The sequence below is a fragment of the Paenarthrobacter nitroguajacolicus genome, from assembly GCF_029952445.1.
Classification (GTDB): Bacteria; Actinomycetota; Actinomycetes; order Actinomycetales; family Micrococcaceae; genus Arthrobacter; species Arthrobacter nitroguajacolicus_B.
In genome coordinates, this window is record NZ_JAQPPK010000011.1 from 25800 (window position 1) to 38774 (window position 12975).

The following is a 12975-nucleotide window of genomic DNA, read 5'->3' on the forward strand; positions in this document are numbered from 1 at the left end:
GATGTCCACGTTTAGGTCGCTCGGAATCCTCAACTACCGCATCTGGTTTTTTGGTGCGCTGATATCCAACATCGGAACCTGGATGCAGCGCACCGCCCAGGACTGGCTGGTGTTTGACCACCTGACAGCCCATGATGCCGGGGCGATGGGCATCACTTTGGCCCTGCAACTGGGGCCGCAACTCTTCCTTGCTCCCTGGGCGGGGCTGCTTGCCGACCGGTACAGCCGCCGCAAACTCCTGTTCATTACGCTCATAGCCATGGGCCTGCTCAGCACGGGCCTGGGCATCCTGGTGTTGTCGGGCGTGGCCGAGCTCTGGCATGTGTACGTCTTCGCTTTGCTCCTGGGCATCGTGACGGCCTTGGACGCGCCTGTTCGCCAAACGTTCGTGTCGGAACTGGTTACCGACGACTACCTGTCCAATGCGGTGGCCCTCAACAGTGCTTCCTTCAATGTGGCGCGCATGATCGGCCCCGCAGTTTCGGGCGTCCTTACGGTGGTAGTGGGCCCGGGTTGGGTCTTCCTGATCAACACAGTGTCCTTCGTCGCCATGCTTGTGGCGCTCAAGCTCATACCGGCGTCGTCCCTGCGGGCACAGCCACGCGCAGCGGCCGGTAAGGGACGCATCCGCGAGGGGCTGCGCTATGTCCGAAGCAGGCCCGACATCCAGGTGGTCCTGGTGGCGATCTTTATCGTTGGAACCTTCGGCCTGAACTTTCCCCTGTTCATTGCCGCGATGGTGGGTACGCAGTTCGGCATGGACGCCGGCGCTTTCGGGGTGTTGAACTCCGTCATGGCCATCGGCTCCGTTACCGGTGCGCTGCTGGCGGCCAGGCGCGGACGGCCGCGCCTCAGGCTGATTTTCGCCGCTGCCGGTGGCTTCGGAGTGGCAGCGGCCTTGGCGGCGCTGGCTCCGAACGCGGTGACGTTCGGCCTCGCTTTGGTTCCGTGCGGCCTGTTCGCCCTGACGCTGATTACCAGCGCCAATGGTTACGTGCAGTCCACCACCGAGGCCGTCATGCGTGGCCGCGTGATGTCCCTGTACATGGCCATTTTCATGGGCGGCACACCCATCGGCGCTCCGCTGGTGGGCTGGGTTGCCAATGTTGGAGGCCCCCGATGGTCCGTTGGCGTCGCGGCGGTAGCCGGCGTAAGCACCGCCGTCGTGGGCTTGGTCTGGATCATCCGCGCGAAGCAGCTGCGGCTGCGCTTCGATCGGCGGGCCCGTGGCCTGCGGCATTTCCGGGTCGAGTCGCTGCTCTCCGGTCCAGCTGCTGAAGCGGGCGACGGCGGCCCTGGGCCGGTCCGCTAAGAGCGCCTTAAACGGGGGAGCCGCCGGGGAATGACCCAGGCGGCTCCGTTCCAACTGGCGTTGGGGGACTACTTCTTCAGTTCGCCCACGACGTAGTCGATGCTTGCGAGCAGGGCGGAGACATCGTCCGGTTCAATGGCCACGAAGGTGGCGATGCGCAACTGGTTGCGGCCGAGCTTGCGGTATGGCTCGGTGTCCACCACGCCATTGGCCCGCAGGACCTTTGCGATGGCGGCGGCGTCGATTGAATCGTCGAAGTCGATGGTGGCGATGACATTGGAGCGGTCTTCGGCCTTGGCGACGAACGGCGTGGCATACTCCGAAGCCTCTGCCCATGAGTAGATGCGGTTGGCCGAATCCGACGTGCGCTTGCTGGCGAAGTCGAGGCCGCCATTGCTGTTCAACCACTGCACCTGCGCATCCAGCGTGACCAGGGTAGACAACGACGGTGTGTTGTAGGTCTGGTTCAGCTTGGAGTTGTCGATGGCCGTCTGCAGATCCAGGAAATCGGGGATCCAGCGGCCACTGGCCTTGATGCTGGCGGCGCGCTCCAGCGCGGCGGGGGAGAAGAGGCCAAGCCACAGCCCGCCGTCGGAAGCGAAATTCTTCTGCGGGGCGAAGTAGTAAACGTCCGCCTCCGAGACATCCACGTCCAGGCCGCCGGCGGCGGAGGTGGCGTCCACCAGGACGAGGGAACCTTCATCGGCGCCTGCCACGCGCTTCACGGGAGCGGCGACGCCGGTGGACGTCTCGTTCTGGGGCCAGGCGTACACGTCAACGCCGGCTTCCGCCTGCGCCACAGGACGGGTGCCGGGCTCGGACTTGATGATGGAGGACGCATCGAGGAACGGGGCCTTGTTGGTGGCTGCGGCAAACTTGGAACCGAACTCGCCGAAGGAAAGGTGCTGGGCCTTCTTCTCCACCAATCCAAAAGCGGCAACATCCCAGAAAGCGGTGGATCCGCCGACGCCGAGCACAACCTCGTACCCTTCGGGAGCACGGAAGAACTGGCTGAGTCCCTCGCGGACCGAACCCACCAGGTTCTTGACCGGTGCCTGGCGGTGGGAGGTACCGAGGATGGTTGTTGCTGCAGCTGACAGGGCTTCGATTTGCTCCGGGCGGACCTTGGACGGTCCTGCGCCGAAGCGTCCGTCCTTGGGCAGCAAGTCGGCGGGAATGGTGATGCTGTTGTCGCTCACGGGTGGCTCCAATGGGTATCGGTCAAAGATGGGAGGTGGCAGGTGGCAACATCTGCCCCTTCGACTCCCCAATTCTGCCTGACTCGTCGCGGGCGCAGGAACCTGTGGCCGTCATAGTCCGCCACGTGGAACGCGAACCAACAAGATGCGAACAAGATGCGATCGGAATACGACAAGGGTGCGGGGAAAATTATCCGGAGTAATTCCAAATAAGCTAGGCTTGGGGTTGGCGTTCATGGGTCGCGGCGGCACCGCCCAGCCCGGCATGGGACGCGGTACGGTGGAGATTACGCAAGAACTGCGTTCGAGGAGAGCTGAGCTGGATGACGGATCTGATCGATACCACTGAGATGTATCTTCGGACCATTTTGGAGCTTGAAGAAGAAAACATTGTGGCTCTCAGGGCCCGCATCGCCGAACGGCTGCGGCACTCTGGTCCCACGGTCTCCCAGACCATCGGCCGGATGGAGCGTGACGGCCTGGTGATCGTTTCCAACGACCGCCACCTGGAACTGACCGAGGTTGGTCGCAAGCGCGCCACCGAAGTCATGCGGAAGCACCGCCTGGCCGAGCGTCTCCTGGCCGATGTGATCGGTCTGGACTGGGCCTACGTGCACGACGAAGCGTGCCGTTGGGAACACGTGATGAGTGAGCGCGTGGAGCGCCGGCTCTACGAACTCCTTGAACACCCCACTGAATCTCCGTACGGAAATCCCATTCCCGGACTGGAAGCGCTGGGTGGCCTGACGGGCCAGCAGTTCCCCAGGATCGATGTCAACCTCCTCCAGGCCATGGATGGCTACGCAGCCGACTCCCGCGTGGTCGTCACCCGGTTGGCCGAGCCCATCCAGGTTGAGCCTGAACTCCTCACCCAATTGGACGAAGGTGGAATCCGGCCAGGTGCGCCGGTTTCGCTCGAACGGGTTGGCGAATACATCTCTGTCCGGGTGCCGGGCATTGAGGGTGCCCTGGAGCTCCCCCCGGAAGTTGCGGCGCACGTCTTTGTGTCCCTGAACTAACAGCCCGCAATTCAGTGTCAAAGCTCACTTTCAGGGCCTTCGGCGCGCGTGTGACCTGCGGGTCTTCGAAAAAAGTGATAAGGGATGGCCTCTCCCGCCCCCGAATCTGTTGATAACGAATTTATTACCAAGGGTCTTAATCCCCTATAGTTATCTACTAGCGCTGATACCAAAGCGTTACCTGATCCGGAGCCGAGCTCTGCCAGCGGATCAAGTGAACCACCACCACTGGCAGAGGCGGGGGAACCACAAGCGGCTGTCTAAAGAAGCAGCCTTGGGGTGAAGTCCGCAGCAGAAGTGCCCATTGATGCAAGTCCCTTCCGGGATACCTGTGTGCCATGAGCCCTTCGTGCGGACCGGGTCTTTGAACTCTCTGACCCGAATCCGACAGCTAACTTCGCAGGCTTTCCAGAGAGGAACAGAGTTTGACATCGCAGAACGTCAGGGGCCGCCGCCGCGCGTCCGGCCCCGCTACTGAGCTGCGGCCGGCCCGCGTCGTATCGGAGATCCGGCCCCGCGACACCGAACGCCAGGTGCGCCGCCGTAAGAGCCCGATGCGCCAGGTTGCCGACTTCGCCGCAGCAAGTGGCGTCGGGCAGAAGGCCGGAGTTGCGCTTGCCGCCACCGGTCTTGTCCTGACTGTCGGACTGCCGGCCACCAGCCCCGTCATGGCCACATCGGAGTCGGGCCAGACCGAGTCCGCCCTCTCCGTTGGCGGGACAGTAGGAAGCCAGCCCGAGGTTTCCGCGGCAGCATCAGCCAAAATCGACTTCAGCCGCGCAGCTGTCGCCACCGCCGCCGACCCCGATGGAAAGCTGAAGCAACTGCTCAGTGCACAGTCCGTCGGCAGCATCCAGCGCGCTTCTTCGGCAGGCACCCTGGGCAGCCCCCTCGACTCCCTGGTTACGGCCTCGCCCTTCGGTTACCGCGTCAGCCCCCTCACCGGCGGCACGGGCGATTTCCACCGTGGCCAGGACTTCGTGGCCCAGTGCGGAACTGCCGTGCATGCAGCGGCAGCAGGCAAAGTGACTTTCGCCGGGTGGCACGAGTACGGCGGAGGCAACCGCGTGGTCGTGGACCACGGCAACGGCCTCGAGACCACGTACAACCACCTGTCTTCCTTCAACGTCCAGGTGGGCCAGACCGTCAACCGCGGCGACACCGTGGCCCTGAGTGGCACCACGGGCGCCTCCACCGGCTGCCACCTGCACTTCGAAGTACAGGTCAACGGCGAGGTCGTTGACCCCATGGGCTGGCTCTAAGCCAGTTGATGGTGTTCTCTCGCATTGATGACGGTCCTCGTGACCTGAATGTGACATTCGCTTTCAATTGTTATAACCTTCAGAGCGCATCGGCTTTTTAGGGGGCCGGTGCACTTGAGTGGATTGCCTAGCTCTGCCACCACTCGAGGTCCGTTCGCAAAATCGTCTGGCAGGGGCGGGGGAACCACTTCTGGTCTTCTGATGAAGGCCTTGGGGTTAAGTCGCAAAGTTTCCCAGGAAGCAGCGCGGCCGGATGACTCCCATCCGAATCCGACAGCTCACCTCGCAGGCATTGGGAGAGGCTACCTACGTGTCATCACGCACTACCCCTGCGCGCCATCGCGCTGAAACGGTTCGTTCGAACCCGTTGAACACTCTTTCGAAGGCTGTTTCGTCGAACGCCGGAAGCGTAGGCCGCCAGGCCGTCGTGCTGGCAGCAGCCTCGGGCCTCGTCCTCACTGTCGGATTGCCGGCACAAGCCGCTGACACCGACGTCACCACCTCGGAAGTCTCCAGCACCCAACAGCTGGCCGCCACCGCAGTGGTCACCGCAGAGCCAACAGCCACCGTTTCCTTCGAGAGCCCCGTCGTGGCCACCAAGGAAGCCCCCAAGGTTGTCCAGCGTGCAGCCCAGGTAACGGAGCGCACAGCCGGCGACGCCACCGAGCTCACGGCCCAGTCCTCCGAAGCCAAGGACTCAGCCTCAAGTGCTGCAGCATCCGGGCTCGCCGCCATTGCCTACACCGGAATCGGCTCCCCGTACGTTTGGGGCGGCACCACTCCCAGCGGCTGGGACTGCTCCGGCTTCACCCAGTGGGTCTATGCACAGGCCGGCATCAGCATCCCCCGCGTCAACGCCTGGACGGCGATGAAGCCCACCAGCAACCCCCAGCCCGGTGACTTGGTCATGCAGAACGGCGGTGCGCACGTAGGCATCTACGTTGGCAACGGCATGATGATCAGCGCCTTGAACCCCAGCCAGGGCACCCTGCTGCACTCCGCAGCCTCCACCGGCACGTCTTCGTTCTTCACCCTCCGCTAAAACAACCCGATTCGGGGCCGGCTGGCGTACCCCTGCCAGCTGACCCACTACCCGCAGGTACCCCAACTGCCTACGGATACGAAAGAGAAAAACAATGACCAGTGCAAACAAAGTTGCACGGCACCGCGCTGAGGCCCCCAAGACCAGCTCGCTTGCCGTCATCGCCAAGGCCGTCAGTGTCAATGCAGGTGGCGTCGGCCGCCAGGCAGCAGTCATCGCCGCAGCTTCAGGCTTGGTCCTGACCAGCGGTATCGCTGCAAACGCTGCTGAAACGAACGTCGACCGCGAATCGACGTCCACCTCGGCCCTTGACGTCCAGTCTGTTGCCCAGGCCACCATCGCCGCTGACTCCACGGTCGCCATCTCTTACGAGCGTCCCGTCGTCAAGACGGAGGAAGCTCCGGCTCCCGTGGTGGAAGAAGCTCCGGCAAAGGTTGAGGCCAAGGCGTCCACAGCCAGCGCGGCTCCGGCCACCAACGCCAACCTGGCAGTCAGCGCCGCAACCCCGGCGCCTGCCGCTCCGGCTGCCTCCAGCGGACTTGGCGCAGCCATTGCCGCTGCCGCCTACGCACAGCTCGGCGTGACCCAGGACTGCACCATGCTGGTTACCAACTCCTTGGCAGCCGTGGGCATCCACTTCCACGACTGGCCGGCCGGTTACCTCTCCCTGGGCCGCACTGTCAGCGCAGCTGAAGCACAGCCCGGCGACCTCGCCTACTACGCCAACGGCGGCTTGGCCGGACAGGCCCACATCGCTGTCTACGTTGGCAACGGCATGGCAGTCCACGGTGGATGGAACGGATCCACCACGGCACTGTTCAGCGTCAACGTCGGCTCCGGACCGGTCTTCATCCGCGTCAACGGCTGATCTTTAGCTCTTAGGAACACCCCGCAGGCATATGCCGGCGGGGTGTTCTGCTTTAACCACACATGAACATTTGCAGACACTGTGATCGAAACGACAAATAAATTCGTTGATACGGCATATAAGTGCTTACCCTTGTGTTGTCGATCCACAGCCCGTACATGCAGAGGGCAGCCGGCCCTCGTGCCCCTGACGGGTGCGGCCGTTAAGAGGTACGTTCATGCGCACACTCGTTCTGAATGCTGGATATGAACCGCTGGCGGTAATAACATTCCGCCGGGCGCTGGTCCTTGTGCTCACTGGGAAAGCTAGCGTAGTGGCCGAAGGCGACGAGCCTGTCGTCGGGCCACAGGAGATTCTCGGACGCCCCTCCGTGATCCTCCTTAACCGCTACATCCGTCCCAAGTACAACAGGATCACTGCCGTGAGCCGCCGCGGAGTTCTTCGCCGCGACGGTCACCGTTGCGCCTATTGCGGGAAAACAGCCCACACCATAGACCACGTCCACCCCAAATCCAGGGGCGGCGCGGATTCCTGGGAAAACCTGGTTGCGGCGTGCTTGAAATGCAATAACGCCAAAAGCGACCACACGCTGGCTGAAATGGGCTGGAAGCTCCGTTTCAAACCCGGTGTGCCCCAAGGGACCATGTGGCAGATCAAAGAACTCGAGAAACCTGCGCCGGACTGGGACCCGTTCCTGTTGCCGGAATCCGCTGCCTGATCGATTTCTGCTGACCTCCAGCTGTCCGGGTACTCTGGGCGGATGGAGTTCAACGCCGTGATTCTGGCGGGTGGCAGGGCCACCCGCCTCGGTGGCGTGCCCAAGCCGTCGCTGGAGTACGACGGCGGCACCCTCCTCGCCCATGCCCTCGAGGCGGCGCGGGGCGCGGCTGCTGTGGTTGTGGTGGGTCCCGATGCGTTCAGTGATGCCATGCCGGATTCAGTGTTGATCGCGCGCGAGGAACCAGCCTTCGCAGGGCCTGCTGCAGCCATTGAGGCGGGTTTGCGGGCATTGGAAGCCTCGGGATCCAAGGCCGGCTGGACGCTGGTTCTGGCGTGCGATATGCCCAAGGCGGCCGAGGGCGTCGGCAGCCTGTGGGAAGCCCTCGCAATGCATCCAGCGGTGGAAGGCGTAATGGCGGTCTCCGTTGATGGCCGGAAACAACCTTTGTTGGGGATCTACAGCACAGCAGCCCTTGAACGGGAAGTCGACGTGGCTTCCCAGGGTTCGGGGTTAACGAACTCTTCAGTGTTCAAGCTGCTTGCTAGGCTGAACCTGCTGGACGTTGACGTCCCCGCAGGGTCCACGGACGACGTGGATACGTGGGAAGACGCCGCGGCCCTGGGTATTGACTACAAGTTGGAGGCGGACGTGAAGAGCCAGGAAGAGACACTCGAGGACTGGTGCCGCACATTGCTGCAGGCTTTCGAGCTTGAAGGCGTGGAAGTAGACATCAACGAGGTACTTGCTGTGGCAGGTGTGGCCGCGCATTCGGTGGTCCGCCCGGCCGCGCCGCTTACTACCTTCATCGCCGGATACGCCGCCGGAATGGCCCGCGGCATTGGCCAGGCCAGCGATGATGCTTCCATGAACGCCGCGCTGGACCTGGCCCGCAAGATAGCCAAGGAGTACTCGGAATCCGGGACTGACGCCGAATGACGGAGGCCCCGGGCGAGGGCCACCACGCGGCACACACATGGCACGAGGCCCGGCAGCGCGCGTTCGATGCTGCAACGCCCATACCCCCGGGACCAGTGCCGCTGGCGGCTGCGCTTGGCCGCACCCTGGCCTCGGATGCCTTGGCAGTGCAGGATATGCCGCATTACGCTTCCTCCGCCATGGACGGCTGGGCAGTCAACGGAAGCGGCCCATGGATCCTGAGCGAGCCCGGCCTGAGGCTGGCACCACACCAGGCGAGCCCGATTGTCACCGGTGGCCTGGTCCCGCCAGGCGCCAAGGCAGTTTTGCGCAGCGAGAGCGGCGTCATCACCACGGACGACGACGGCCTGCCGCTTCTCGCTCTGGGCGGCGGCGCCAAACCGGGGGAGCCGCGCAACGGCCAGCACATCCGTAAGGCTGCCGAAGAAGCAGCTGTTGGCGATGTCCTGCTCAAGGCCGGAACAGTCTTGAATCCGGCACACATCGCGCTCGCGGCACTGGCGGGCCTGGATCACCTGGACGTTTTGGGCAAGCCCCTGGTCCGGTTCCTCCTGACGGGATCGGAAGTTGTGGAGCGAGGGATTCCGCAGCCCGGACAGGTCAGGGACACTTTTGGTCCGCAGCTGGGCTCGGTGGTCGAACTCCTGGGCGGAATCGCAGGCGAACAACTCCGGGTAGGCGACAGCTACGAGGAATGGATGGCCGCGCTTGAGGACACTGAGCCAGCACCGGGTGAACCGGACCCGGAAGCAGAGCCGCCTGCCGACGTCGTAATAACCACAGGCGGGACGGGACGCTCCGGAACGGACCACTTCCGGAGGGCCGTGGCCGAGCTCGGTGGCCGGCTGTTGATAGACGGCATCGCGATGCGCCCCGGTCATCCTGCCGTGTTGGCCGAGTTGCCCGACGGCCGATTCGTGGTGGGGCTGCCCGGCAACCCCTTGGCCGCGATGATGGCCTTGTTCACCGTGGGGGCACCGTTGCTCGCGGCCCTGAGGCACAGGCAGCTGGAGGAAGCAGGAGAGGTTCCCTGTGGCGCCACCATTGACGCGGACCCCGGGCGGACACGCCTGATGCCGTTCAAACTGGTGTACGGACTGGCATCTCCCGCCCAGCACACAGGCCCCGGAATGATGCGGGGATTGGCCGGCGCGGACGGCGTAATGGTGGTCCCTCCCCATGGAGTCCAGCTGGGTGAACCGGTCCCGGCTTTCCCGCTGCCGTGGGGCAGGCCCTTGCCGGTGCCGAAGTCCCCGGAGGACAAGCCCCGGAAGGCGCCCGCCCGGCCCCAACGGAAGGCACCCGCGGGCCCCGTGGATTGGAGCGGGCTGGACGCCTGAGGCCATGACGCCCGGCAGCCGCCCCGCAGCATGGGCGTTGGCTGCGAAGTGCAATGATGGACTCATGAACAGGCATGCCCCAGAACAGGACATCAATGAAGATGACCTGCAGATCCACCCGCCCAAACGAGCCGCAGCAGGCGTCAAAGCCGTCACGGTCGCCCTCGAGCGCGGTTACGCCCAGGCCGGCGTAGCCCGCACGGTCCGTTCCATGCTGAGGGTCAACCAGCACGATGGCTTCGACTGCCCGGGCTGCGCATGGCCGGAATCCATCACCGGCAGGAGGAGCCCGGCAGAGTTCTGCGAGAACGGCGCCAAGGCAATAGCCGAGGAAAGCACCACACGCACAGTCGGCGCCGGGTTCTGGGCCGAACACTCCATCGCCGACCTTGAAAACAAGACCGAATACTGGCTCGGAAGCCAGGGCCGGATCGCCGAGCCCGTGGTGATCAAGCCAGGGGATACACACTACTCACCGATCAGCTGGACCGAGGCCTTCGCGTTGATCGCCGAACACATCCACGGCACCACGCCGGATAAGTGCGTGTTCTACACCTCCGGCAGGACCGCCAACGAGACCGCGTTCATGTACCAGCTTTTCGCCAGAAGCCTGGGGACGAACAACCTGCCGGACTGCTCCAACATGTGCCACGAATCCTCGGGCAGCGCGCTGAACCCCACCATTGGAATCGGCAAGGGCACAGTGTCACTGGAGGACATCCACCACTCCGAGCTGGTGCTGGTGGTAGGCCAAAACCCGGGAACCAACCACCCAAGGATGCTGTCCGCCCTGCGCGACTGCAAGAACAACGGCGGCAAAGTGGTGGCCGTGAACCCCCTCCCCGAAGCCGGGCTCCTGAACTTCAAGGACCCCCAGTCCCTCAACGGCGTGATCGGTGGCGGGACCACCATCGCCGATGAGTTCCTGCAGATCAAGGTCGGAGGTGACCTGGCACTGTTCCAGGCCCTGGGCCATCTGCTCCTGGAAGTGGAGAAACTCAACCCGGGTACCGTCGTCGACCATTCCTTCATTGAGCAGCAGACCGAAGGGTTCGCCGCTTACAAGGATGCGCGTTCGGTGCTGGACTGGGACGAAACGGAACGGGCCACGGGCCTGAGCCGCGCAGACATCACCAAGGTGGCTGGGATGATGGCTTCCTCCAAGGCCACCATCATCTGCTGGGCGCTCGGACTGACCCAGCAGCCACACTCGGTGGACACCCTGCGGGAGATCATCAACCTGCTCCTGCTGCAGGGCAACTTCGGCAAGCGCGGCGCCGGTGCTTGTCCCGTCCGTGGCCACTCCAACGTGCAGGGCGACCGGACCATGGGAATTTGGGAGAAACCCAAGGAATCCTTCCTGGCCGCCTTGGACAAGGAATTCGGCTTCCACATGCCCCGGGACCATGGCTACGACTCCGTGGAAACACAGCACGCCCTGGAAAAGGGCGAGGTGGACGTGTTTGTTTCCATGGGCGGGAACTTTGCCGCTGCCGGTTCGGACACGGCCGCGCTGGAAGAGGGCCTGAAGAAGGCCGGACTGACCGTCCATATCTCCACCAAACCCAACCGCGCCCACGTTGTCCACGGCAAGACATCGCTGATCCTGCCAACACTTGGACGCACGGACACAGACGACAAACACCCCAAAGGCAAGCAGTTCCTTTCGGTGGAGGACTCCATGTCCGTCATCCACAAAACGCAGGGCAGGCTTGAACCGGTGTCCGAGCACCTGCTCAGTGAACCGGTAATCGTGGCCCGCATGGCGCAAGCAACCTTGGGCGATGACCACGGCGTGGACTGGCGGGCCATGGCCGAGGACTATGACGTGATCCGGGACCACATCTCGCGCGTCATCCCCGGATTTGAGGACTTCAACGCCCGCGTGCGCACCAAGAACGGCTTTGTGCTGCCCAACCCACCCCGCGACACCCGCACGTTCGCCACGGATATCGGCAAGGGCCGGTTCTCCGTGCGGCCCCTCGAGTACCTCGAAGCGCCGGAGGGCCACCTGATCCTGCAGACGGTTCGCAGCCATGACCAGTACAACACCACGTTCTATGGCCTCGATGACAGGTACCGCGGCGTATCGGATGCGCGACGTGTGATCCTGGTCCATCCCGATGACCTGACTGACCTCGGATTCCAGGACCGTGACCTGGTGGACGTTATTTCCACCTTCGCCGGGACGGAGCGGCGGGCCAACCGGTTCCGGCTTATCGGCTATCCAACGGCCAAGGGTTGTGCCGCCGCCTATTTCCCGGAGGCCAACGCCCTGGTGCACCGCGAGCTGGTGGCACGGGAATCAAACACCCCCGGCTACAAGGCAATGACCGTGCGCTTTGTGAACCATGAGGAGGTTGGAGCCTGACGTGGGACGAGTGACGCAGCGCCGCAAGGTGCACAAGTTTGTCCTGGACGGCTCGCCCCAGGCCCTGGAGCATCCTGTCCGTTTCAAGGAAGACATCCTGGCGGTGGAGGAACCCCTTGAGATCCGGTTGGGGGAGATGTCCTTCTCGGTCACCATGAGGACTCCGGGAGACGACTTCGACCTCGTGGCAGGCTTCCTCGTTTCGGAGGGGATCGTGTGGGAGCCTTCGCAGCTGATTTCCGAGCGCTTTTGCTCGGGCGAGGACGAAAACGGGGTACAGACCTTCAACGTGGTGGATGCGCAGCTCCGCCCGGACGTGGAACGCCCCGATACGGGCAGGAATGTCTACACTTCCAGTTCGTGCGGAATTTGCGGGACGGATTCCATTGAGGCCGTCCGTAAATCGTCCCACCACAGCCCCCTGAAGGACGATGTCACCATTCCTGTCGCGGCGCTCGCCGCCCTGCCGGACCGGCTCCGCGAAGCGCAGGCCGTTTTTGATAAGACAGGCGGCGTCCACGCGGCCGGACTTTTCAGGATCCACGACGACGGCACTACTGAACTGCTGTGCCTGCGGGAAGACGTCGGCCGGCATAACGCGGTGGACAAGGTGGTGGGCTGGGCACTGCGCGCCGGCAAGCTGCCCTTGCGTGGCACGGTTCTGCAGGTATCCGGCCGGGCGTCCTTTGAACTGGTGCAGAAAGCCGCCATGGCCGGGATCCCTGTCCTGGCGGCCGTCAGCGCACCTTCCAGCCTCGCAGCTGAGCTTGCTGCAGAGTCGGGCATCACGCTGGTTGGCTTCAGCCGCGGTTCGAGCCTGAATGTCTACGCCGGCCGCGAAAGGATTGCAGAGCAACCCGCCTAAAAGCTGCTGTACACCTGTGGATAGCGCCCACTCACTTGGC

General features: G+C 63.7%; 11 protein-coding genes and 2 riboswitches. Of the genes, 10 read left to right on the top strand and 1 reads right to left on the bottom strand.

Annotated features, from left to right (window positions below; genetic code table 11):
- Position 1: 1 nt before the first annotated feature.
- Positions 2-1312 (top strand): MFS transporter, encoded by a 1311-nt coding sequence (locus tag PJL15_RS09765; protein ID WP_281450951.1) that lies wholly within the window; start codon positions 2-4, stop codon positions 1310-1312.
- 68 nt (positions 1313-1380) lie between these two features.
- On the opposite strand, the gene serC is transcribed toward PJL15_RS09765, so the two are convergent.
- The gene (gene serC / locus PJL15_RS09770) at positions 1381-2511 is read right to left on the bottom strand and encodes a phosphoserine transaminase (protein WP_281450952.1); all 1131 of its coding nucleotides are present in this window, start codon (positions 2509-2511) and stop codon (positions 1381-1383) included.
- A gap of 323 nt (positions 2512-2834) precedes the next feature.
- Here serC and PJL15_RS09775 point away from each other — a divergent pair, with 323 nt between their 5' ends.
- The 9 genes from PJL15_RS09775 (at position 2835) to fdhD (ending at position 12935) form a co-directional block, all read left to right on the top strand.
- Entirely contained in the window at positions 2835-3530 is a 696-nt protein-coding gene (locus tag PJL15_RS09775; protein WP_281450953.1) for a metal-dependent transcriptional regulator, read from the top strand.
- A 207-nt stretch (positions 3531-3737) separates the two neighbouring features.
- A riboswitch (cyclic di-AMP (ydaO/yuaA leader) is annotated at positions 3738-3951 on the top strand.
- Positions 3952-3955: 4 nt separating this feature from the next.
- Entirely contained in the window at positions 3956-4792 is an 837-nt protein-coding gene (locus PJL15_RS09780) for a M23 family metallopeptidase (protein WP_281450954.1), read from the top strand.
- A 145-nt stretch (positions 4793-4937) separates the two neighbouring features.
- Positions 4938-5098: riboswitch (cyclic di-AMP (ydaO/yuaA leader) on the top strand.
- A 4-nt stretch (positions 5099-5102) separates the two neighbouring features.
- Positions 5103-5834, top strand: coding sequence for a C40 family peptidase (locus PJL15_RS09785; RefSeq protein WP_281450955.1), 732 nt, complete (start codon positions 5103-5105; stop codon positions 5832-5834).
- Positions 5835-5928: 94 nt separating this feature from the next.
- Complete coding sequence (locus PJL15_RS09790) at positions 5929-6702, top strand: NlpC/P60 family protein (protein WP_281450956.1); 774 nt, start codon at positions 5929-5931, stop codon at positions 6700-6702.
- Positions 6703-6919: 217 nt separating this feature from the next.
- Positions 6920-7420 (top strand): HNH endonuclease, encoded by a 501-nt coding sequence (locus PJL15_RS09795; protein WP_144662688.1) that lies wholly within the window; start codon positions 6920-6922, stop codon positions 7418-7420.
- Between the two features lie 42 nt (positions 7421-7462).
- On the top strand, positions 7463-8359 hold the full coding sequence (locus tag PJL15_RS09800; RefSeq protein WP_281450957.1) for an NTP transferase domain-containing protein: 897 nt from the start codon (positions 7463-7465) through the stop codon (positions 8357-8359).
- Positions 8356-9699, top strand: coding sequence for a molybdopterin molybdotransferase MoeA (locus PJL15_RS09805; RefSeq protein WP_281450958.1), 1344 nt, complete (start codon positions 8356-8358; stop codon positions 9697-9699). Before PJL15_RS09800 ends, PJL15_RS09805 begins: the two co-directional genes overlap by 4 nt.
- Positions 9700-9763: 64 nt before the next feature.
- Entirely contained in the window at positions 9764-12070 is a 2307-nt protein-coding gene (locus tag PJL15_RS09810; protein ID WP_281450959.1) for an FdhF/YdeP family oxidoreductase, read from the top strand.
- A gap of 1 nt (position 12071) precedes the next feature.
- Complete coding sequence (fdhD, locus tag PJL15_RS09815; protein ID WP_281450960.1) at positions 12072-12935, top strand: formate dehydrogenase accessory sulfurtransferase FdhD; 864 nt, start codon at positions 12072-12074, stop codon at positions 12933-12935.
- Positions 12936-12975: the final 40 nt, after the last annotated feature.